The organism is Paenibacillus aquistagni (assembly GCF_900177815.1).
GTDB lineage: Bacteria > Bacillota > Bacilli > Paenibacillales > Paenibacillaceae > Paenibacillus_B > Paenibacillus_B aquistagni.
Genome location: NZ_FXAZ01000006.1, coordinates 76,480 through 98,124, shown reverse-complemented (window position 1 = coordinate 98,124; position 21,645 = coordinate 76,480). Strand labels below are relative to the sequence as shown.

Annotated in this window: 20 protein-coding genes; 8 read left to right on the top strand and 12 right to left on the bottom strand. The window is 47.2% G+C overall.

The window, feature by feature from the left end; all coding sequences use genetic code 11:
- Nucleotides 1-38: 38 nt before the first annotated feature.
- From B9Y93_RS18925 to B9Y93_RS18910, 4 genes are all read right to left on the bottom strand, one after another.
- Nucleotides 39-1,817, bottom strand: a complete 1,779-nt coding sequence (locus B9Y93_RS18925) for an ABC transporter ATP-binding protein (RefSeq protein WP_085497040.1) — start codon at nt 1,815-1,817, stop codon at nt 39-41.
- 23 nt (nt 1,818-1,840) lie between these two features.
- The gene (locus tag B9Y93_RS18920; RefSeq protein ID WP_085497038.1) at nt 1,841-2,413 is read right to left on the bottom strand and encodes a thioredoxin domain-containing protein; all 573 of its coding nucleotides are present in this window, start codon (nt 2,411-2,413) and stop codon (nt 1,841-1,843) included.
- Nucleotides 2,413-2,943 (bottom strand): MauE/DoxX family redox-associated membrane protein, encoded by a 531-nt coding sequence (locus B9Y93_RS18915; RefSeq protein ID WP_085497036.1) that lies wholly within the window; start codon nt 2,941-2,943, stop codon nt 2,413-2,415. The genes B9Y93_RS18920 and B9Y93_RS18915 overlap by 1 nt, the downstream gene beginning before the upstream one ends.
- A gap of 194 nt (nt 2,944-3,137) precedes the next feature.
- Nucleotides 3,138-3,650 (bottom strand): ferritin, encoded by a 513-nt coding sequence (locus B9Y93_RS18910; RefSeq protein ID WP_085497034.1) that lies wholly within the window; start codon nt 3,648-3,650, stop codon nt 3,138-3,140.
- Between the two features lie 393 nt (nt 3,651-4,043).
- Here B9Y93_RS18910 and B9Y93_RS18905 point away from each other — a divergent pair, with 393 nt between their 5' ends.
- Entirely contained in the window at nt 4,044-4,271 is a 228-nt protein-coding gene (locus B9Y93_RS18905) for a hypothetical protein (protein ID WP_085497031.1), read from the top strand.
- Nucleotides 4,272-4,395: 124 nt separating this feature from the next.
- Here B9Y93_RS18905 and B9Y93_RS18900 read toward each other — a convergent pair whose 3' ends face one another.
- The 7 genes from B9Y93_RS18900 to B9Y93_RS18870 all read right to left on the bottom strand — a co-directional run bounded on the left by B9Y93_RS18900 (nt 4,396) and on the right by B9Y93_RS18870 (nt 11,839).
- Nucleotides 4,396-4,788 (bottom strand): iron chaperone, encoded by a 393-nt coding sequence (locus tag B9Y93_RS18900; protein WP_085497029.1) that lies wholly within the window; start codon nt 4,786-4,788, stop codon nt 4,396-4,398.
- A gap of 341 nt (nt 4,789-5,129) precedes the next feature.
- On the bottom strand, nt 5,130-6,233 hold the full coding sequence (locus tag B9Y93_RS18895; RefSeq protein WP_085497027.1) for a DNA alkylation repair protein: 1,104 nt from the start codon (nt 6,231-6,233) through the stop codon (nt 5,130-5,132).
- A 96-nt stretch (nt 6,234-6,329) separates the two neighbouring features.
- A complete protein-coding gene (locus B9Y93_RS18890; protein ID WP_139829192.1) occupies nt 6,330-6,917 on the bottom strand; it encodes a hypothetical protein in 588 nt (195 codons plus the stop codon).
- A 288-nt stretch (nt 6,918-7,205) separates the two neighbouring features.
- Nucleotides 7,206-8,792: an ROK family protein gene (locus B9Y93_RS18885; RefSeq protein ID WP_244903481.1), complete on the bottom strand. Its 1,587-nt coding sequence runs from the start codon at nt 8,790-8,792 to the stop codon at nt 7,206-7,208.
- A complete protein-coding gene (locus tag B9Y93_RS18880) occupies nt 8,792-9,904 on the bottom strand; it encodes an S-methyl thiohydantoin desulfurase family protein (protein WP_085497023.1) in 1,113 nt (370 codons plus the stop codon). The genes B9Y93_RS18885 and B9Y93_RS18880 overlap by 1 nt, the downstream gene beginning before the upstream one ends.
- 4 nt (nt 9,905-9,908) lie before the next feature.
- Nucleotides 9,909-11,219: a cytosine permease gene (locus tag B9Y93_RS18875; RefSeq protein WP_085497021.1), complete on the bottom strand. Its 1,311-nt coding sequence runs from the start codon at nt 11,217-11,219 to the stop codon at nt 9,909-9,911.
- Between the two features lie 38 nt (nt 11,220-11,257).
- Nucleotides 11,258-11,839, bottom strand: coding sequence for a TetR/AcrR family transcriptional regulator (locus B9Y93_RS18870; protein WP_085497019.1), 582 nt, complete (start codon nt 11,837-11,839; stop codon nt 11,258-11,260).
- Nucleotides 11,840-12,155: 316 nt separating this feature from the next.
- Here B9Y93_RS18870 and B9Y93_RS24380 point away from each other — a divergent pair, with 316 nt between their 5' ends.
- Nucleotides 12,156-12,713 carry a hypothetical protein gene (locus tag B9Y93_RS24380; protein ID WP_139829191.1) on the top strand — a complete coding sequence of 186 codons (558 nt, stop codon included), beginning with the start codon at nt 12,156-12,158 and terminating at the stop codon, nt 12,711-12,713.
- Between the two features lie 349 nt (nt 12,714-13,062).
- Here B9Y93_RS24380 and B9Y93_RS18865 read toward each other — a convergent pair whose 3' ends face one another.
- Entirely contained in the window at nt 13,063-13,536 is a 474-nt protein-coding gene (locus tag B9Y93_RS18865) for a hypothetical protein (protein WP_085497017.1), read from the bottom strand.
- Between the two features lie 525 nt (nt 13,537-14,061).
- Here B9Y93_RS18865 and B9Y93_RS18860 point away from each other — a divergent pair.
- The 6 genes from B9Y93_RS18860 to B9Y93_RS18835 all read left to right on the top strand — a co-directional run bounded on the left by B9Y93_RS18860 (nt 14,062) and on the right by B9Y93_RS18835 (nt 21,565).
- Complete coding sequence (locus B9Y93_RS18860; RefSeq protein ID WP_085497015.1) at nt 14,062-15,591, top strand: flavocytochrome c; 1,530 nt, start codon at nt 14,062-14,064, stop codon at nt 15,589-15,591.
- A 363-nt stretch (nt 15,592-15,954) separates the two neighbouring features.
- Nucleotides 15,955-16,338, top strand: a complete 384-nt coding sequence (locus tag B9Y93_RS18855) for an Rrf2 family transcriptional regulator (protein ID WP_085497013.1) — start codon at nt 15,955-15,957, stop codon at nt 16,336-16,338.
- 102 nt (nt 16,339-16,440) lie between these two features.
- Nucleotides 16,441-17,352 carry an NAD(P)/FAD-dependent oxidoreductase gene (locus B9Y93_RS18850; protein ID WP_244903480.1) on the top strand — a complete coding sequence of 304 codons (912 nt, stop codon included), beginning with the start codon at nt 16,441-16,443 and terminating at the stop codon, nt 17,350-17,352.
- A 91-nt stretch (nt 17,353-17,443) separates the two neighbouring features.
- A complete protein-coding gene (locus B9Y93_RS18845; protein ID WP_085497008.1) occupies nt 17,444-18,217 on the top strand; it encodes a class I SAM-dependent methyltransferase in 774 nt (257 codons plus the stop codon).
- A 125-nt stretch (nt 18,218-18,342) separates the two neighbouring features.
- Nucleotides 18,343-18,927: a GNAT family N-acetyltransferase gene (locus tag B9Y93_RS18840; RefSeq protein ID WP_085497005.1), complete on the top strand. Its 585-nt coding sequence runs from the start codon at nt 18,343-18,345 to the stop codon at nt 18,925-18,927.
- Between the two features lie 337 nt (nt 18,928-19,264).
- Nucleotides 19,265-21,565 carry an alpha/beta hydrolase gene (locus B9Y93_RS18835; protein ID WP_085497002.1) on the top strand — a complete coding sequence of 767 codons (2,301 nt, stop codon included), beginning with the start codon at nt 19,265-19,267 and terminating at the stop codon, nt 21,563-21,565.
- The last annotated feature ends 80 nt before the right edge of the window (nt 21,566-21,645 follow it).

Genomic DNA, 21,645 nt, shown 5'->3' with positions numbered 1-21,645 from the left:
TACTGCCTCCATTTATATCACCTCCTTTTTAGAATATACTATCTATACCATTGGGCCTGTCTTTCAAACATGTCCGCATATTTCCCTGCTGAATGTGTCAGCTCTTCATGCGATCCCTGCTCGGTGAGTTCTCCATTTTCCATCACGAAGATTCGATCAGCATGACGACAACTACCCAAGCGGTGTGAGATAAACACAGCAGTCTTCCCTTTTGTTAACTGCATGAGATCTTCAAATATCTTGGATTCAGTAATAGGGTCAACGGCAGCTGTAGGCTCGTCCAAAAAGATAACTTCAAAATCTCGATACATCGCTCTCGTGATAGCGACCTTCTGCCATTGACCTTGAGATAATTCAACTCCGCCAGAAAATCTTGTACCAAGCTGTGTCTCCCCTTTCTGTGGAAGCTGCTCGACAAAAGAGTCGATTCCTGCAACAGCTTTGGCTTTCCTTAACCGATCGTGTATCCATCGATCCCCATTCTCATCATGAAGCCTAATATTCTCATCCACCGTGATTTCATACTTCATATAGTCTTGAAAAACAGCGGTAACTCTTTCGCGGAAGCTCTCTCTATTAAAGGAAGAGAGAGGTATTCCATCATACTCAATTGAACCGCTGGTTGGAGGATACAGCCCTAATAGACATTTGACTAAGGTACTTTTACCAGAGCCATTTTCGCCAACGATGGCAATGGTTTCCCCAGCCCTAATAGTAAAGCTAATTTTTTTTAGCACTTGATGAGGCTGTGTTGGATATTGAAAGCATAAATCCTGTACTTTAATTCCTTGTCTCAATGTATCTGGAAAGGCTTGCGTGCCCACATACTCTGTAGCTGGTTCATCCATGAAGCTAACTAATTCTTGTATGAATAAGCTATCCCTATAGATCTGACCTAAGCTTTGTGAGATATCTTTGATGGAAAACTGCGTCTCCTGAATGGCTTGAAATAAGGCAACATAGTCACCAATTTTTACTTTTTTGCTTTGTGCCCCTACCCAAATAAAGATGGATAAGATTCCAAAACAAAAGATAGACACAAATGATTCCGTATACAAGCGATTCGTGGCATTTTTCATATCTACGCGGAATCTTTCATTTGCATTTTTAAAGTAAATGCGTTTCCATCTTGCAATAAAGAAATCTTTGGAATTGAATAATCGCATTTCTTTTGCCGCTTCTTTCGATTGCAATAGACTGCCAATATAAGAAGCTTTGCGCGAAGAGGCGGTTTGATTCATAAACAGACTGTACTGGGACTTTCCTTCTATCCTCTGAATAATAAGAAGTGGAATAATCAATAACAGCAGCAATATCGGAAGACTCGAATGGAAGGTATATAATAAGTACATTAAGCCCGCTAGTTTAATACTATTTTGAGCTATAGAGAGCATATGAAACACAACGTTGACACCGAATACTTCAAGGTTACGAAGCGCTCGTTGCAAGTTATCATAATTGTGGGGCTGTTCAAAGAATAAATAAGACATTGCGTTTAATTTTTCTATAATGCTTAGATTAAATGTGTATACAACTTTTATATCCAGTTTTTGTTCCAGGATTTTTTTTACGGTATTTAAAACCATTCTTATTAGGATCAGAGCTAACTGAATCCCCACTAGAAACAATGCCCTCTGGACTTCCAATTGCTGCTCCAATGCCTCTGTCACTGCATTAATAACTTGGCTAATTAGATAGATCTCTAGCACAGGCAGAACTGCAAGCAAGATATGAATGAGTGCAATCGCTGCAAAAATAACGGGTGACACACGAACCACTTGCTTCAGGAGGGTAAACCACATTTTTATCCAACGCATCAGAATCTACCTTCTATACATAATTATGCTGTTCGATTCATAGGCAAGGATGGTATCACATCTACAAGCTCTTCCAAATGCTCATAGTTGTTAACAACTTGCTTGTTGATGATGACATTCTCATTGGACATGAAATAAGCAAACGGGAAGCTTTTAACCTTGAATGTATCCAGCATTGATTCTTGAAGCCATACAACAGGAAAGTCATGAAGCTTCTTCTCTTGAATCGTTGAAGTCGCTTCTTCTTGCTCTAAAGCAAACAAGAAGAGTAAAATATGGAGATCCGGATGAAGTTCCGCAAAACGCTGCAAGGATTGATAGGTATCTTCGCATGATTTGCAGCCTACCATGGAAAAGGCAAGTAATCGAGGTCGATGATCATCAAAGTGTATCATTCCATGATCATAGGATTCCATCGAATCGAGCAGTAGGATGGAACCAATATCAAGTCCAATATCAGGAGGCGCCGTGCGTTCTTGATTTGCTGGCTTGCGTTCTCCTTCTGACTTCACATACTGAAAAAGTTTGAGTACAAATAACGAGGCGACAATGAATAAAAGATAAAGAACAGCTATAGATACATGGAGTGTACTCATCACTCTGTCCTCCTAATTATCATTTTGTGAAGGGTGATGTAACTAGAGATGAGTAGATAAAGTACGAGAATTCCGAAAATGATGAGGATGTTCAAGATGGTTTCTTCTAACTTGCCTGAGAAAAGCCTGGTGGAAGCTGCTGACAAGAACATTGAAGCATTGAGGAGGATAAACATAACATTCTTAACAACAGTGATGAGCCCAAGATATTCGTGACTGCTTGTCCCAAAGCAATTGCAGCGGATCTTCGTCTTTTTCACAACATTGGCATGATAGACTGACCAGAGGAATCCTAGAGAAAGCAAAATCATGATAATCTGACCATAAACTTGCGTAGCGTCAAATAGCAAGAGAATAGCGCTTAAACATTCAGCTATACATATCGCTATGGCGATAGGCCTGCTGCTTCTCAGTGAAAATCCAAGCTGGGTGATCGTCTCATTAAAGCTGCTTATCGAAAAGATCTTCACGATTCCAGAATATCCAAACACAATACTCAGAAATAGTACGATAAAGTCACTCCAAATCATGTTCCTCCCCCTAATGCTAATTCAATCTATTAATTACAATTGCTTACAGGGACTATTATACATATATCCTAAATTATATCAATATATAATTTAAAATTTGAAATAAGATATTAGATTTTTTCATCATTACCAACGCATAAAAAAAGCTGCCTTGCACCATGGTGTGCAGGCAGCTCTCTAATTGTACGCTGTAATTAAGCCTCGCCAGCAGGCGGGGTAAAGGTGCGCTTCCCAAGCTCCGAATCAAGCATGTAGAAGGCATTGCTGTCATTATCGATGCGGCGCAGCTTCTGCACGATGCTGTCGAAGGTCGCCTCCTCCTCAACCTGCTCGTCAATGAACCACTTGAGGAAGTTGATCGTCGCGTGCTCGCGCTCGTCCCAAGCAATGTCCGACAATTCATAAATTCGCTTCGTCACCGTCTTCTCATGCTCGAACGAATGCTCAAAAGCATCAAGCAGGGAGCTGTATTCATTCTGTGGCGCCTCCATGCCTGTGACAATGGCGCGCTTGCCTAACGCATTAATAAAGTGGAAGATCTTCATTCCATGATATTTTTCTTCCTCGGATTGCATGATAAAGAAGTTCGCGAACCCGTCGAAGCTTTCGGAAGAACAATAAGCCGCCATGGCTAAATATACTTGTGCAGAGTAAAATTCATAGTTCATTTGGTCGTTGAGCTTCGCAAGCAGCTTTTCGCTTAACATATGGATCATTCCCCTTCGCAGCTAGTCTCTGGATAAAAACGACATGATACAGCTTGTCCTCGCAACACGTCGAACGGCATTCCCTCCCAAGCCCTGAAAGCATATCTCCTTCACCTGAAAAAAGATTGCTTACAACCTGGCAGCCTATCGACAAGGCAAGCGCCGCAGCGTCTTCATCCTTGTTATCCTGTACAGACTATCGTCCGTCTATTCTCAGTATGTTGGAAATAAGCACAGAAGTAAAGTGTGTTCAATGATGAATGTCATACAAAACGAGATGCGCTGAACATGGACTCACATATTGGCTCAGATTCGTTCATATTTGAAAGTTCAATCTCCCCGTATTCACTTCCCCACGACATCTGCATACAATGCCTAAGGAGGTGAAGCCCTATGCCGCCCTGGTATCAGAAGGCGCTTCGACTGTTGGGACAGCCCGTTGGCGTATCTTTGGCGAATGGTCAAGGCGTCAGTGGCGTGCTGTGCAGCATGAATGGCGGGGTTGTCGTTATCCAGGAATATTTATACCATACCCAATTTGCAGCAAAGCAGTATCCGTTCGCCACCATTCAAGATATTAATCCTTTTCCAGGATGCCCTGCATCGGGACCCTTATATTGATGAATACGAATGCACAAGTGCCGCGAGCCTAAGCAGCGTAGAGGTTTGCGGCTTATAGATTCTTTCACAGCCATGAGTAAATAACGGGGCTCTTCTTGTAAAAGCAGAAACAGGATTCATACCCTTACTTCTGCTTTTTCTTTTTCATTTTTTCTTGGGCCTTTTCTCGATTTTCCTCAACCCGATACTGCACAATTCTGCGAATCGTATCATATGGCAAAGGCTGATCATTTGGAAATTGAACCGCTCCTTTGGACTGCTTATATCCCTTCAGCTCCTCTTGAAAAGCGGCGATACCGCTAGGCGCAGGATAGAAGCCAATATGTTTTTTAAAAGCGGCAAAATGTACGAGATTGCCATCAAGCTCAAAGGTCGGCATTTGATAGCTGATCTTTTCTCTCGCCTCAGGCGCTGCCTCTCTAATGACTGTTCGAAGCGCACGCAGTGTCTCTTGAATTTCAGGTGAACTTGCTGAAATATATGCGTCAATCGTTGCATAGGTGTTCTTGCTCTCCATCTTCCCCAACTCCCTTCCCCTTGATTATGGACAAGTTTGTGCCTTTCACTTAATAGATTCGCCGTTTCATTCCTCTGCTCCTTTACATCTACTATGAGAGAACCATAGGAATGGAGGTCATGCAGCGGATGGTGAATCGTTTTTCCTTGTTGTTGTGGGGCTTGTATTTAGGGGAAGGCTCATATCCCTTGTTTCTCGTTACATTTGATTAAGGCTCTGACCCTGCTAGATACAGAGGCATTCCGCAGCTAAATAGGACAGCTAAAACAAGCCGTACGTCAAGAGCTATCTTGACTGACGGCTTGTTTACAATTAGAGCTGACACGACCAGCTTCAGCTCTCTATGATCTCGTTGTGTGAGCGGCTGCGTGCACGTCAAAGTCTGCTGCGGCAAGCTCTACTCCATTAATAATCACAGCCAGGCGGTGCTTGCCCGGATAATGCTTTCTCGTGGTTAAATCTTTAAATGAGTGGTTCCGCACATACGCTTTGTTTCCTTGTTCAAGCGTATACTCGGATATCTTAAATCGTTTTCGCGAGGTCTTGCCATTCGCTTTTACAAAGTCAATCGCATACTCAATACGCAGCTGCTGCGCTTCCGATGCACGGCTTAGAATTGAAAATGAAAATGGGAGCGTTTCTCCAATCTCAATCGACGCCATGTCGAGCTTCAATTCCTGTACCGTCACATCCGGCGAGGTCTCAAAGCCAAACAAAGACAGCATCTCTGGATCCGCCGCTCGCAGCAGGGTGCGGCTGCCATGCTTCACAATCCAGTCCGTATGCTTGTTCACCCCGTACCAATCACGAACGAGCTGTTTGACGAGCGCTGGATGATCTTTGGCGATATCGTTCAAATTGTTTGCAACGCTTTTCTGTACATAGACGGATTCATCCTGCTTCAGCGCCTCCAGAATCGGGAAGATCGGAGCAGGATCAGCCTTGAACGCTTCCAGTGCCATCGCCCAAGGCAAGCGTGGACGACATCCCTCACTAGCTAATCGTCTCACATGAGGGTCTTCATGCGCTGCCCAACGAAGCATCTGATCCATCATTCGCGCTTGGTCCTGCACAATGAAGGGACGAACGGCGAATTCAGAGCTGGAATAAGGTGTGAACCGCTCCAATGCCGGAATGGAGGCTTCCCAATCATCTTGTCCGTAGGCTTCTACGAAATCAGGAAAGAATAAATATTCGACACCCGTACACTGAGGTGCAATGCCAAACAGCACCGACAAAGCCTCACGGTACGACGAAGGCAAGGTTGCACGCAAAGCGTGGCTGATATGCCGAATGCGCTGTTTGAATGCTTTTTGCTCCCACTCCTGATCATAAATGAATTGTAGAAATTCATCGGAATTAAAGGATGCGCAGCTTGAGCTGACGAGTATCGTAAATCGGTTGAAAAACTCCGGGCTATACTTGCCCGCAAAGGTGTCCGCCATTGTAATCGTTGTCCTTTCCTATCTATCGCCGCATTATGAAGCTCGCTGTCGAATAACCTGCTGCATAGGGCAGGCTTGAATGCAGCTTGACCGTTTTTATTGGAACAGAATATATCGCTTATCCTTAAGTTCAAAGGATTGCAGGCTATCTGCCGTATCCAGCTCGATGATTTGCGATAGAGCTTCTTTTTTGGGCTCATGCTCCTCACCAATCCAACAGGAGTAGATTTCAAATGTATCTCCAGCCTCTCGATGATCACGCATAAGCTTGATAAGCTCCTTGAAACATTTCACATTCGCTTGATATTCGTTGGGAAATGATTTTTTAAATGCTGGATCAAACGAAAGTCCTCCCCAATTGCTATACAACTGGTATACATGTGGAAGCGTAAAATGATGCCTAATCTGTGCCAGCAGCCCATCGTGCAGATGTGAAATACCGATACTGGCAATATCGGCCATGGAATTATACACTTCGATGTCTTCCTCATTTATTTGCAGCTTCGGACCCAAGAATATATCAAGGGGGATATAAGGATGCTCTTCATTCTGAAATACCGTAATTTTAGAACCGCTGCCTTCTACTCTTTTTCTCTTGCTGCCGAACTCTCCAGTCGGCAATTCTCTACTAGAAGCAATATAGTCAAATAAAGACATCGTATCAACCTTTCTAGACAAGTTCACAGCAGCTATACCCAACCGCCGCACACTGTCTTTATCACTACCAGTGCAAATCTATTACAAATTATACCTCATCTTCAAAATCATTAATATATAAACAGCTGCTCGCGATCCCCTTTTGGTGCAATAGCCTCTCTTCGTGTTTCACAGATTCCTATGAGTGGCGTTGCTTATGAAGTAGACTCTACTACGGAGACCAGAATCGTATCGTCACTTAATTACCCATCCAAACACAAATAAGGTCTACACGAAGAGCGTGATTCCCTTCATGCAGACCTTGCTATTCTTATTCTACAATCGTCCTGCTGCCTTCACCTTCACCAGCAGTGCATTGCCCGGCAGATAAGCAATCGGAATATCCTCCGACAGCACGATCTGCACCGTCTCGCGGACTGCGCCGGCCAGAACGGCCTGTTCAATCGCGTTGCGCTTCGCATCCTCCATCGCCTGATCATATGTCATCTCATCAAGCGAGTAGATGCGCTCTGTCTCGCCGCTGACTTCGCCAAGCGCTGCCCCGATCGCATTGGCCGCATCATAATGAGCGGGTCTCACGATCTGCGCGACGCCCTCCAGCTTGTCTCTGACAAGGATGCTGCCGCCGCCAACGAGAATGACGTCGACCGGTTCAGCGCTCGTCTTCATGCGATCAATCGCATCTTCGATATCCTGCGTCATGATCGCATCAGCCCGCTGACAGATCGCCTCATCCAGCTCCTCTGTCTTCGCGCCTTCCCACGTGTAGCGGCCAAGCTTCACCGCTACATCCGTTGCCGTGAGCGTATCGCCGCCGAAGATGCGGCCGCGCTTCAAGAGCTCATAGCCGACGCTGTCTGGACCGACGGTGACACGGTCCTCCGCAGCATCCACGCGCACGATCGTGCCGCCGCCGATGCCGATGGACAAGATGTCCGGCATGCGGAAGTTGGTGCGCACGCCGCCGATCTCCACCGCGGCGGAGGACTGGCGCGGGAAGCCCTGCGAGAGGACGCCGATGTCCGTTGTCGTGCCACCAATGTCGACCACGAGGGCATTGTTCAAGCCCGACAGGTGCGCGGCACCGCGAATCGAGTTCGTCGGTCCGCAGGCGATGGTCAGAATCGGGTAGCGAAGCGCATATTCGCTGCGCATCAGCGTCCCGTCATTCTGGCAGATATAGACGCCTGCATCAATGCCGAATCCGTGAAGCGCCTCCTCGAAGCCCTTCACCACGCCTGCGATGACATTCAGCAGCGCTCCATTCAACAGCGCTGCATTCTCACGCTCAAGGAGGCCAATGCTTCCGATCTCATGAGAGAGCGTGATCGGCATATCCTCGCCAAGCACCTGCTTGGCAAGCTCTTCAATCCGCTTCTCCTGCGAGGTATTCACAGGCGAGAACACGCCACAGATCGCGACAGCGCTGACTTCGCCTTTCATCACTTCCAAGCAGCCTATAATTTCTGCTTCATTCAACGCAACGATCGTGCGGCCGTCATATTCATAGCCGCCATGCACAATATAAGCATGCTGCCCAACAGCCGCCTTCAGCGTCTCATCCCAGTCCGCTAGCGGCGGCACCGATGTCGTTGCCGGCGCACCAATGCGAATCAAGCCGACCTTGCCAAGATGCTTGCGCTCCACAATCGCATTCGTACAATGTGTCGTCCCAAGCATGGCATAGCGCACCTGCGCGGGATTGACCCCACTTTCCTCAATCAGCCGACGGATCGACTCTACAATGCCTTCATTGACATCGCGCGTCGTGTGCACTTTTACCGTATGAATAGTGTGCAGCTTCGAATCGAGCAGGGCAGCATCCGTATTGGTCCCGCCGACATCAATTCCAATGCGATAGATTTCCTCGCTGCTCATCATTTTTGTATTCGTAAGAGACATTACTGTGCTCCCCCTTTCTCTGCAGTCAGCTGCTCAATCGGCACATAAGGCGCATCATAGCCAAAATACTGCGGTCCGACGGTCTCAAGTCCCTTCGGCGTACGCCATTTCGGATCACAGGGGAAGCCTACAGCCGTTACCCGTGCTCCGTATTTCAGATTCTCCGTCGTGATCGGCATGCCGGTATCTTGGTCAAGCAGCGAGATCAGGTCAGGCGTTACCGCTAGCGATTCGCCGTCCTCTGTCGCAAGCAGGAATTCATTTTGGAAAAACAAGCGCATCGTGCGTCCCTTTTGCTCATCCGTCCCTTCAAATACTGCTTCGCCGCGTGTAAAGCCGCCTTCGGTGCGGCGACGGATATCTACCGCTTTGCCATGGAACAGAGCATAACCGTTTAGATGCTTCAGCATCTCTTCGATCGGATTCTGCTTTTGATCCTTGGACTCGTATAGGATCTTGCCGATCTCATACGCGAGCGTCAGCGTATGCGGGATGGCGCTCGCCTTCACCTGCGCGCCAGTTACCGGATAATCGCAGATGGAGGCGGAACCGCCCATCTGGATTGTAATCGCGCGAGCCATCCGCTCTTCCCATACGCCGTCAATCGCATGCATGAGCACGCCATTGCCGCGCTCATCGGCCATCGTAATCGGACTGCAATCAATACCGTCCAGGTAGAAGGTTACCATTTGAGACTCAGGGAATGCACGTCCCATCGCATCCGCATCCAGCAGCGGAATGCCGCGCTCAGCCGCCGCGATAACCGGAACGAGCGAGTTGCCGCCTCCGACTTCGATTGGCATAATCGCACTGACCTTGCGTCCGAGTTCCTTCTCAATCAGCTCCAAGGGCTTGGTCATCTGCTCCACCGATGGAATCTTCTCATTCATGACCGTAGGTGCGCCAATCATGGATAGCGGAACAACAAGCGCATCGTCCTCTAATTCCTCTGGGCTTACAACACGGACAGGACCGTATTTACGAATGGCCTGCAGCGCCATCAATTTGCCGATATGCGGGTCGCCGCCTCCGCCTGTGCCAAGTACGGCTGCACCCACTGCAATATATTGAACCGCTTGCTCATTTAGTTCAGTTAGCTTGAAGTTAGTCATGTTGTTATCCTTTCTTCGTCATGATCTTGCCGACGATCCACTGTACGATAAAGGCAAAAATAAAGGCGTCTAGCGCTGGAACACTCGTCAATTGGAACCATCCGAATCCATCTGGAGCCGGAGTGGTCATATACGCGAAGCATGTTGCCGCAACCCATGCCACCAGTGAGCGAACGACCCAATTTTTATTGCGATCAAGCCCCTCGAAGGTAAACTTTTTGCGATCCACAAGCAGAAACTCCGCTGTATAGATCCCCCCAATGGGAGAGACGAACATCGTGATGATATTCAAGAAAGTCAAAAACTTATCATAGATCCCGGCTACAGCCAGCACTGTTGCAAGCACACCTGCCACAACGGTAATCAGCTTCTTCGGAACACGCTGGAATACGACAGAGAAGCCGAGCGATGCCGAGTACAGATTGCTAGTATTCGTGGTCCACTGCGCAAGCGTCAGCACAATAATAGCGGGCAGTCCAAGACCTAGCGCAAGGAAAATATTCGTCAGATCATCGGAGTCCATCACACGAGACAAGAAGATCGCGATGACCGTCATAAAGCTGTTTCCGACAAAAAAGCCAATGAAAGCGGCCGTGATCGCATGCATAGGCGTACGTGCCCAGCGCGCAATGTCAGGAGACAGCACCGTGCCAACGATAAAGATCCCGATGACAAGCGAGATCGCGGTGCCCATTGGGATCGGCGAACCGCTGATCGGCTCCCAGATCGCAGCCGTCCCGTTGGCATGAAAGGCTGTAAAGATAGCAATGGCAATAAAGATAACGAGCAGCGGCACTGACCAGGCACTTAATCGTTCAATGGAACGATAGCCCCAGATCGCCGTCGACATCATCAGCATGCCGCCGATAAAGGAGAGCAGTCCCAAGGACAAATCCATCCCCCACAAATTCAAAAACGCGGTCTGCATATTCGAGGCAAAGAAGCCCACCTGTACCCCGAACCAACCAAGCGAGAAGATTCCAAGCACAACAGACACGATGCGTGCGCCAACATTACCGAACAAGAAACGGCTGATCATCGAGGTAGACAATCCTGTTTTCGCCCCCACATACGCACACAACGCCCCGATAATCCCTAGAATGAAAGACCCGATCATCGTCGCCGTCAGCGAATCGGCCAGATTCATGCCATTGCCTAGCTCCGCTCCAAGAAACATAGCCGACAGATCGATCCCAATCGCAATCCAGACGAGCGCCATGGACAGCCATCTTTTGCGCATATGCTGCGGAACGGGCTCTCTTTCATAATCCTGTGTATTCAACTCACTGCTCTTCACCTGACCTGCTTCCGTCATGCTCCCATCCCCCTGCTGCTAATTCGTCATGATTGTCCTTATGAGCTGGCGCTGCTCCAGTACATCGTAAATGCATGGTTCAGCTTGCGCTCATAAACCTCTTTGGAGGTGTAATAGAAATATTGCATGCTCAGTCCATCCATCAAGTTGAGAAAGGCATCGGCAAGCAGCGGTATCGGCTGTTCACGAATATCTCCCTCTTCTATTCCCTTCTTGATCAGCTGCTCGATCACATTCGTCAGCAGCTTGTCTGATTCAAGAAAGGCTTCTTCTATCGTTTCCTTTAAGAAAGCCGGCGGAAAGATAACGTATCTTAGCACAATAAGACTGGCTTCCCTGCTCTGTTGATAGAACGCATACTGTCTCGTCAGAATTTGATACAGGCTGTCCTTCGCGCTTAGCTCCTTATGCTCTCCTGACAACGCCTGAATGTAGCTGTTGTAAGATCCCATTGCCTCGCGGAAGACGGTCATGAACAAATCCTCTTTATTCTCAAAAAAGGCGTAGATTGCTGGAGTCTTGACGCCGACCTCCTTCGCGATCTCCGAGAGCGCCGTGCCCTCGTATCCCTTCTCGCCAAACAGCCGCATTGCCGCTTCCTTCAACTTGTTTCTGGTCATGAATATTCTCACTCTCCGTACTTAATTAACGTTAATTAAATTGTAATATACAACTTCGTGCATAATAATTCAATAGAATTTTAGGAAAAAGATTAAAATAGAGTGATATATAATCTTTTTCATAGGGAATAAAAAAACCTTATCACAACGTTGCTCGTGATAAGGTCAATAGAGTCCATGATGTCCAGAAAAGGTTCTACAAAATTATTTTGAAGAAATAATAGACAAAAGCTCTAATGGAGCTGAAGGCACTCCTTTAATTAATTATAAAATTGTATCAACGATAGCTAAAGAAGATAACTACTCTAAGTTCTTAGTGAAATTAACTTATAAAGATACTCTTGAACTTGAACCAGCCCCATATTCAGTTGTACTTCAAGATGGAAAGTATAATGTCATCAAACAATTTATGGGCTTTGATGGCAATCCTGATTCGCCTAATTTTGGTCAAGTTACATATGGAAATTATATATTAGACGACTCAAAATCATCACAAATATCACCTAGAGCAGTTATACAAGGGTCATACTATGCAGAATATAACACTTCGAATGTATCCGGTGGAGGGTATACAACATTGTATTTATCAGGTAAAACGTGGGAAAACACTAAAACAAATTTAACTTTTAATGGTTATCAAGAAAAAAATTCAGGACCACATGATTTAGCAATCGAGTATGGTGTTGCTCAAAAACTATCCGGCGGATCAGTAATAGACCTTCGTTTTGGTGATCTGATCACTGGGGATGTTCCTAAAAACGGGACTTGGTTTAATTCATATCTTTCAAACGTTCCTACTGGATCAAATCGTATTGTAGCAATTAGATCTTACAGTAATGCAACAGGATTCGTTTCAGGAAATGTATATGAATAAATAGAACACAACACGGTACAAGCTAATTAAGTCAAGTGTTAGGATTGAAAAGTTTGCTGTAATAATCAAAACACCTTCAAGATAACTAGTCGCTAGTTATCTTGAAGGTGTTTTACTTTTAATGGGTCAGGTAAAATATAATCACTTGTCTTACATTCCAGCATATATGCAATAATATATTCAGACCTCATATCTTCAAAGTGAAATATCAATTAGATTATCCTTTCTAAGTCCGACAGTCGTCCATAGAAAAACAAAACGACCATCTCTCACTTTACCAGAGTAATGGCCGTGTCATAAATTATAGAAATGTTTTTTCATCTCAAGTTAAAACATAATTCATATAAAATTAATTCTTTTGTGTTTGTACAGAGTACGAATTGGCACTTGGATTTCCTGGTGTTGATATGACATCATTAGAGAAGCTATTTGTTCGAGCATCAAGCTTAAAAACATTAATCTGCTGTTGTACTTCATACTGGCCGCTAGATAATCTCAAGCGATACTCCGTTTCTGGAGTATCACCCAGACCATCTCCATAAGTTAGGACAACTTTAATTTTTGCTTCATTTCTGCTTACTTCTTCAATGTTTGTTATATTAAATCCAACTAATGGCGTACCATCAGAGTGATTCGAATGCATAATGGATGTGAAATATCTTTCGGAAGCTGCTTGGATGGATTTAACTCTCTCTTCCGATCTCTCAAAAGATTTAGTCTGTGCCGAAGCCTCATCCACATTATTAATTATGATAATAGTCATTAAAACAAGCGTGACTGCAAATATAATCTTCAAACCTCTATATTTCATACGATCACTCATCCCACCACAAGCCTCCTATTCTTATAATTTTTCCCAATTATAACATTCCCCAGTGATTACTTCAAACTTGCCCCCCATATTTCACAATTATTAACATCCCTTACCCATAAAAAAATGATCACGACTCCATATTCTTGACAATATCTACTACTTATCGTCCTAACTGCAATGATTCTCAGAACTGTTTTAAACGATCTTTATCTAAAAATCAAGTTATTATTACTAATAATTGTACAAAACATAAATAAACCTGTCATCGCCATCACCCCCTGATATTACCAGCGTATTCTAAGAGAAAAATTCTTATATTGTGAATAATATCACAATACATATGGGGCAAATAGATTAAAATTAAAGAGAACCAAATAACCGTCACAGCTGGAGAAGCAATCACAAGTGCTGCACGCAGATAAAGGAGTACTTCGTTTCTTGTTCCTTTTCTGCTCGCTCATGCCTTTGCTCTCGTATTTGGCGACTCTATTTATGTTCATCTATGAAAGTTTACAGAAAAGTGGAGGGTCTATCATGAAAAAGAAAATGTCAGCCATGCTTGTGCTCGTGCTTACGTTCATGCTCGTCATCGCAGGATGCGGCGGCGGAACAGACAGCAAGCCAGAAAGCCAAGGCGATCAAAAACCAGCAGAAAACAAGGAAACTGAAGCTGTATCAGGAGCTTCCAAAGTGGAGTACACCCCTATTGATCAGCTGCAAGATAAATATGATATTATCATTGTCGGTGCAGGCGGTGCTGGAATGACAGCTGCGCTTGAAGCCAAAGAAAAAGGCATGAACCCAGTCGTTCTGGAAAAAATGCCGATGGCCGGCGGGAACACAATGAAGTCCTCTTCCGGCATGAATGCTTCGGAGACCAAGTTCCAGAAGGCGCAAGGCATTACAGACAGCAACGACGCCTTCTATGAAGAATCCTTGAAGGGCGGCCATGACACTAACGATAAAGAGCTGCTTCGCTTCTTCGTAGACAACTCTGCTAACTCGATCGAATGGCTTGATTCCATCGGCATTCGCTTGAACAACCTTACGATTACAGGCGGCATGAGCGAGAAGCGTACTCACCGTCCAGAAGACGGCTCCGCAGTAGGTCAATATCTCGTTAATGGCCTCGTGAAAAATGTACTGAGCAAAGAAATTCCTTTGTTCGTTAATGCAAATGTAACTGAAATTACGGAGAAGGACGGCAAGGTCAACGGCGTTAAAGTCCTGATCAATGATAAAGATGAAAAAACGATTTCCGCGGATGCTGTCATCATCACAACAGGCGGCTATGGCGCAAACATGGATATGATCTCTAAAGTGCGCCCTGATCTTGAAGGTCTTGTCACAACGAACCAAGAAGGCAGCACAGGCGACGGTATTTCCATGATTGAGAAGCTTGGCGGCGTAACCGTTGATATGGATCAAATCCAGGTTCACCCTACTGTACAACAAGAGAAATCCTACCTCATCGGTGAAGCGGTTCGCGGTGAAGGTGCGATCCTCGTTAACAATGAAGGCACACGCTTTGTAAATGAATTGGATACTCGCGATAATGTAACAGCAGCGATTAATAAGCTTCCTGAAAAAGCAGCTTATCTTGTCTTTGACTCCGGCGTGAAATCCCGCGCTAAAGCGATTCAAAAGTATGAGGAAATGGGCTTTGTCGTTCAAGGCGATTCCATTGAAGCTCTAGCTAAAGAAATCAACGTTCCTGCAGATCAGCTTCAAGCAACGTTGGACACTTACAATAAAGCTGTTGCTGACAAAAAGGATGCTCAATTCGGCAGAACAACAGGCATGGAGCACGACTTGTCCGCAGGACCATTCTACGCGATCAAGATCGCTCCAGGGATTCACTATACAATGGGCGGTGTGAAGATCAACACGAACACTGAAGTGTTGAACAAAGACGGCCAAGCCATTCCTGGCTTGTTTGCAGCAGGCGAGGTTACAGGCGGCTTGCACGGTCAAAACCGTATCGGCGGCAACTCCGTTGCAGACATCATCATTTTCGGCCATCAAGCAGGCATTAAAGCGGCTAATTTTGTAAAAGGACAATAAGAAAACCATTCAAGGCCATTTCAAGATGAACAGCAGCGTATGAACACAGGTTGTTCACAGGCTGGATCTCCACTACGGCATGTAGATACTCAGAACGAAGCACTTATATATGTTATAGGGTATGAAATGGTATTCGCTAGACAAGCGCCTGGGCTCATTTGAGCTCAGGCGTTTTCTATTGATGAGAAAGCGGACGCCTTTCAATGCCATTATTCTTCATCTAAGCATTTTTAAAAATAGAACAGAGTCTATTTCATGACCCGTCCGACATGCACTTCTCCATTCTTTATGTGTTTCAACTTGACACACCATCAACATTATCGTTATCATAGACACACGAAGTCCGTAATTGGAGGAATAACGATGAAGTATTCAAAAGCAACGAACTATGCCCTCCACACGATGCTTTATCTCATTGCCATTGCGCCGGATCGACCAGTTGGGGTACAGCAGCTTGCTGAGAAGCAGGGCGTATCCCCTACCTATCTGTCGAAAATACTGACGAAGCTCGTCAAAGCCGGCCTGGTTGAGTCCGCTTCGGGTGCCAATGGAGGCTACCGAGTCAAGGGCAAGAAAGAGGATATTTCCTTTTTGGATATCATCCATGCGTTGGAAGGCACGACCTCCCTGTTTGAATGCTGCGGCAGCGGAGATGAACGCTGCGTGATTCATCAGGTGATGCTGTCCGCTGAGGAAGCGATGGAGCAGCATTTGAAGAATACGAAGCTTATCGATCTTGCCAAATAAACAGCAATGCCTTGTGCTTGCACAGGTGTTGCTATTCCTTTGATTAATTAAGGATATAATATATCTTTAATATCTATATTAATGACAATGGAGGGGTTTCTATTGAAGACATATGATTGCGCCATCGTGGGCGGTGGGCCGGCGGGACTTAATGCCGCCTTGGTGTTGGGCAGAGCGAGACGAAGTGTAGCACTATTTGATAACAGTCAGCCAAGAAACGGAGTCACTCACGCTTCTCACGGCTTTATTACCAGAGATGGGATCAAGCCAGCCGAATTTCGCCGAATCGCCTATGAAGAGGTGCTAAGCTATCCTTCTGTCCAGCATTGGAATACTGAGGTAACCAGCATTCAGAGAAATAAAGATAGCTTCACTCTGCATGATGCCAAGGGTCAGCTTGTCAAAGCCCGTAGAATCATCCTGTCGGCAGGCCTGAAGGAGACATTGCCTGCCATTACAGGAATCCGCGACTTCTATGGAAGCAGTTTATTTAACTGCCCCTTCTGCGACGGCTGGGAGCTTAGAGGGCAGCAGCTTGTCGTCATATCCGACCACCCTCAAGTGTTCCACAAGGTGAAGCTCCTGCTTAATTGGAGTCAGGATATCGTGCTGTGCACCCATGGCAGCGCCCCCCTTGCTGCTGAAGATCGGCAGCAGCTTGCAATGAAAGGCATACCCGTCATAGACACGCTTATCACAGCGTTATCGGGACAGAACGGCCGGCTGGAGCACGTCCATTTTGCGGATGGAACACAGCTTGCACGAAGTGGAGGGTTCGTTGACCCTTTGCTAAGCCCCAATGCCAGATTTAAGCAAGCACTCGGCTGCCAAACGACAGATCAAGGAGGAATCGTCATCGATGCCTCCGGCAGAACAACTGCAGCAGGTGTATATGCCGCAGGAGATTCAGCCTATGTCATGCCTTCTCAGCTGATATATGCCGCAGCTTCTGGCAGCAAAGCCGCGATGGCTGTCGTAGCTGATCTGAGCGAGGAGCTATGGGCTGCGCGTTAAGGCTTATGTGAATGCAATCTTCTTTCTACATTCATTATTTTTCAGTTACAAGCTATCCAATTTAATCCGAAACATTAAAGGAGTATATGCCATGAATCCATTTCCTTCTCATTCCTTGAACCAAGATACCAATCATTCTGCAAAAGGATCGAGCCCTTCGCTTGCTGCCGAGGTCCTGGCTCTTCTAGATCCACAATCTGGCGAAAGAATTCTAGACGTCGGCTGCGGCAATGGCGACCTGACTGCCGCAATCGCGGGTGCCGGCGCCATCCCTACAGGCATCGATCTGTCTGGCGAATGGATAACCCGAGCGAAGCAGCAACACCCCGGGCTTGATTTTCACGTCGAAAATGCATGCCAATATCGCTCCCCTATTGCCTATGATGCCGTATTTTCCCGCGCAGCCCTGCATTGGATCACGGATGCTGAATCCGTCGCCCGCTCCATCTGGCTCGCGCTGCGAGAGGGCGGCCGCTTCGCAGCCGAATTCGCCGGCTGCGGCAACGTCGCAATCATCACCACCGCGATTCAAGAAGAGCTTGAAGTTCGCGGCTATGATTGGTCTGGAAGACTGCCATGGTATCTTCCTACGATCGGAGAATACACAAGTCTCCTTGAGCAGATCGGCTTCCGCGTTCGATTCGCCGAGCACTTCGACAAGCACTCTCCGCTTAAGGGAGGTGTCGGCATTCGGCAATGGCTTACCTCCTTCGAGCGCTACTTCTTCTATGACGTATCGACGGCTGAGAAGGAAGCGATGTATGTATCCATCGAGGAAAAGCTGAAGCCTCGCCTATACAGCGAGGGTCAATGGATGATCGATACCAGCCGCTTGCGGGTTGCAGCAATCAAGGCTTCTTGCTGAGAACGCAAGTTCATTAGGCCTAATTCGTTCAGCAATACATGCTGATTACAGCCGCATTTCTGTCCTTGATAAGAGGATCGGCAGTGTGATATGGTAGACGGAAATATTTTCTTGGAGATGAGGACATGCGTATACAATCAATCAACCCGATTATGCTTGATTTCCCCGAACAATTCGAAAGCGAGCGACTGCTCATACGCGCTCCTTTATGGGAAGATGGGACTGCGCTAAACGAAGCCGTTCATGAAAGCATCGAGGAGCTGCGCCCATGGATGCCATGGGCACAAAGCCTACCTTCCATCGAGGAATCAGAATCGGGCATTCGGCAATCCCGGCTGGAATTCCTAGAGCGCAAGGATCTCCGCTTGTTGCTCATCGACAAAAATACGGGCCGCATCGTCGGCAGCAGCGGCCTGCACCGCTTGGACTGGGAGGCGCGCCGTTTCGAGATCGGCTACTGGGTGCGCACCTCCTGCGCAAAACAAGGCTATGTAACGGAAGCCGTACATGCCATTACGGACTTCGCCATCCGTGAGCTGCAGGCCAATCGCCTCGAGATTCGCTGCGATGAGCGCAATGTGCGCAGCGCCCAAGTTGCAACACGCTGCGGGTTTACCTTAGAGGGCGTCCTGCGCAAGGACAATGCAGACTGCCAAGGAGGGCTGAGAAACACCATGGTCTTCTCAAAGGTGCGCGGCGTAGAATTCTGATTGTAGCCTTTATGATTATTCATATTGAACGATAGGGGCGAGCTTCATTGCCCCTCTTTATCCTTTCACTCTTCGGAGGCCACCTCGTTAAATGACGCCTCCTTCCTTCGGTAGAATCAGCACGAACCTCGTCCGATCATCACCCTCTTATGAATCGTATTCATACCAATGCTTCATTTCTTTTTCAGATCGAGCGTAAAATATAAAATATTGCGTTGAATATCCTTCCATGTAAGGTTAATTTAAGTATGGAGACATCGAGAAACAAAAGAATCCTTACACTCAACTTGCCAAACGGTGCTTGAGGTTTGATGACCATACAGAAAGAGGGATATACATGACAAATCCAATCTTGCAAGAAAAAAAACGCGCCCGCTTCCGATTGTCGCGCCTCTTCCATCCTTTGAAACGGCTCGCACCACTGACGCCTGGCTGGAAGGGTGCCTCTCTGATGCTTGGGGCTGCTGTGCTGTGCTTTTATTTTGTCCAAGGATATGCACTGCTTGGTTCAAGGGGCTTCGGCGACTATCTGCTCGGAACCGTCGTCTCCCTGATCTCGATTGTGCTGCTGACGGGAATGAGTGCTGCTCTTATTCATTGGGCGAAAAAGATGCCCACCCGCTACATCTGGCTGGTGCTTGCATCACTATGCCTGCTCATCATCTGCTTTGTCGGACCTCCTCCGTTAATGTTCGCCGTATCATTGTCCATCATCGTGGCGTTTTCCATCGTCGGCATGGTCGTGTATCGATTCTTTGTCGGCAGCTATCGCGGGGCCAACAAGAGGTCTGTCATCTTCGCCTCCATAAGCTTCGGAGCGGCGCTAATCTATCTTGTTATTGGCGGCTTCTGGCTCTTTAGCGAAGGCAATGAACAATTGCCGAAGCCCTACCGGCTGCAGGCGATAATACCTGCTGATCAGATAGCAGCGGAACAGCATGCTGCCAAGCTGAGCAATCCAGCAGAGCAGGGTGAATACAAGGTCCGTACGCTCACCTATGGCAGCCAAGACAGCTATCGCAAGGCATTCAATGCGCCAGACTCGCTAATCACCAAGCAGGTGGACGGCTCCGCATTTATCAGCAACTGGTCCTCCCTTCGAACCAGAACCTTCGGCTTCGGGCCCGATGCAATGGCACTGAATGGAACGGTCTGGTACCCAGAGGGCGATGGTCCATTCCCATTGGTGGTTACCGTCCATGGCAATCATCTCGCTACGGATTATTCCGATCCCGGCTATGCTTATTTGGGCGAGCTGCTGGCGAGCAGAGGATACATCTTCGTGTCCATTGATGAGAACTTCCTGAATACCTCGCCATATGACGACCTCTTTATCCTGAGCGTGCTGCAAAATGACAACTCGGCCCGCGGCTGGCTCATGCTGGAGCATTTGAAGGCCTGGCAGGAGTGGGCGACAGCAAAAGACAATCCGTTCTACGGCAAGGTCGATATGAATAACATTGCGTTGATCGGCCATTCACGCGGAGGCGAAGCCGTCGCCATCGCAGCCGCCTACAACGAGCTTACAGCCTCACCGGATAACGGCAATATTGCCTTTGATTACAACTTCGGCATTCAGGCGATCATCTCCATTGCCGGCACCGATGGACAATATAAGCCGGCTGGCCAATCAACGCCGCTGAATGACATTAGCTATCTAGCGATCCATGGGGCGCATGATATGGATGTAAGCTCATTCGATGGTGCGAGCCAGTACAGCCGAATTGGCTTTACAGAGCCAAGCGATGATTATAAGGCCTCGGTCTATATATACGGGGCTAACCACGGCCAATTCAATACAGAATGGGGCAGCGTAGACAGTGTCGGCTTCGGCAACAAGCTGTACAATACCGCCCAGCTGTTATCGCAGGAGGAGCAGCTGCAAGCCACGAAGGTCATCATCTCCTCCTTCTTGGAATCCACCCTTAAAGGCCGCGACGAATATCGCAGCGTATTCCAAAGCCTTGGGCATGCACGAGAGTGGCTGCCTGACACGATGTATATCAGCAATTATTGGGATGCACACACAATGGGCATCAGCAGCTTCGATGAGGATATTGATCTAGGCACGACCACACTGGAAGGCGGCAAGCTGATCGGAGAGCAGTTGCAAGTATGGAAGGAAGAGAAGGTCAAAATGAAATATGCGACTAACCTGTATAGCGCTGTCCGGCTGGGCTGGAATCGCAAAGCAGCCTCCTCCCCTCCTGCTTATACCATTGTGCTGCCCGATAAGCATGAGCTGAATATTGCAGATCACAGCGCACTTGTATTTGCCATGGCTGATCGAGACGACAATAAAGAGAGCTCACTAGATATGGATGCCTTGATCGATCTGACAATTCAAGCTGTCGATAACAAGGGCAATATCGCTTCCCTGCCGCTAAGCAGCCAGGCTGCACTATTGCCAATGCTGGAGGGCCATATCGTCAAATGGCCGCTGTCGTCCATCGTGCCGACGAAAGAGCCGATTTTCCAAAACTTCACGATTCCCATGAACAAGCTGACCAGAGCCAACCCACGCTTCAGCCCTAGCGAGCTGCGGCAGATTCGCTTTGTCTTCGACAAGACAGCGCAAGGAACGGTCCTGCTGCGAGACATCGGCATTCGTCATGACATGAACGATACGAATAGGTAAAAGAAACACAAAAAGCGCATCCCGCCTCACTTCAAGCTGGAGATGGTTCTCCTAGAGTGAGAAGGGGATGCGTTTTGTGC

Excerpts from the sequence above, each read along its gene's own strand:
- B9Y93_RS18845 (WP_085497008.1), top strand. The coding sequence starts at position 17,444 with ATGAATCCATTTCCTTCTCATTCCTTGAACCAAGATACCAATCATTCT.
- B9Y93_RS18905 (WP_085497031.1), top strand. The coding sequence starts at position 4,044 with ATGCCGCCCTGGTATCAGAAGGCGCTTCGACTGTTGGGACAGCCCGTT.
- B9Y93_RS18835 (WP_085497002.1), top strand. The coding sequence starts at position 19,265 with ATGACAAATCCAATCTTGCAAGAAAAAAAACGCGCCCGCTTCCGATTG.
- B9Y93_RS18880 (WP_085497023.1), bottom strand. The coding sequence starts at position 9,904 with ATGACTAACTTCAAGCTAACTGAACTAAATGAGCAAGCGGTTCAATAT.
- B9Y93_RS18840 (WP_085497005.1), top strand. The coding sequence starts at position 18,343 with ATGCGTATACAATCAATCAACCCGATTATGCTTGATTTCCCCGAACAA.
- B9Y93_RS18920 (WP_085497038.1), bottom strand. The coding sequence starts at position 2,413 with ATGAGTACACTCCATGTATCTATAGCTGTTCTTTATCTTTTATTCATT.
- B9Y93_RS18870 (WP_085497019.1), bottom strand. The coding sequence starts at position 11,839 with ATGACCAGAAACAAGTTGAAGGAAGCGGCAATGCGGCTGTTTGGCGAG.
- B9Y93_RS18895 (WP_085497027.1), bottom strand. The coding sequence starts at position 6,233 with ATGGCGGACACCTTTGCGGGCAAGTATAGCCCGGAGTTTTTCAACCGA.
- B9Y93_RS18875 (WP_085497021.1), bottom strand. The coding sequence starts at position 11,219 with ATGACGGAAGCAGGTCAGGTGAAGAGCAGTGAGTTGAATACACAGGAT.
- B9Y93_RS18885 (WP_244903481.1), bottom strand. The coding sequence starts at position 8,792 with ATGTCTCTTACGAATACAAAAATGATGAGCAGCGAGGAAATCTATCGC.
- B9Y93_RS18900 (WP_085497029.1), bottom strand. The coding sequence starts at position 4,788 with ATGGAGAGCAAGAACACCTATGCAACGATTGACGCATATATTTCAGCA.
- B9Y93_RS18855 (WP_085497013.1), top strand. The coding sequence starts at position 15,955 with ATGAAGTATTCAAAAGCAACGAACTATGCCCTCCACACGATGCTTTAT.
- B9Y93_RS18915 (WP_085497036.1), bottom strand. The coding sequence starts at position 2,943 with ATGATTTGGAGTGACTTTATCGTACTATTTCTGAGTATTGTGTTTGGA.
- B9Y93_RS18860 (WP_085497015.1), top strand. The coding sequence starts at position 14,062 with ATGAAAAAGAAAATGTCAGCCATGCTTGTGCTCGTGCTTACGTTCATG.
- B9Y93_RS18925 (WP_085497040.1), bottom strand. The coding sequence starts at position 1,817 with ATGCGTTGGATAAAAATGTGGTTTACCCTCCTGAAGCAAGTGGTTCGT.
- B9Y93_RS18865 (WP_085497017.1), bottom strand. The coding sequence starts at position 13,536 with ATGAGTGATCGTATGAAATATAGAGGTTTGAAGATTATATTTGCAGTC.
- B9Y93_RS18910 (WP_085497034.1), bottom strand. The coding sequence starts at position 3,650 with ATGTTAAGCGAAAAGCTGCTTGCGAAGCTCAACGACCAAATGAACTAT.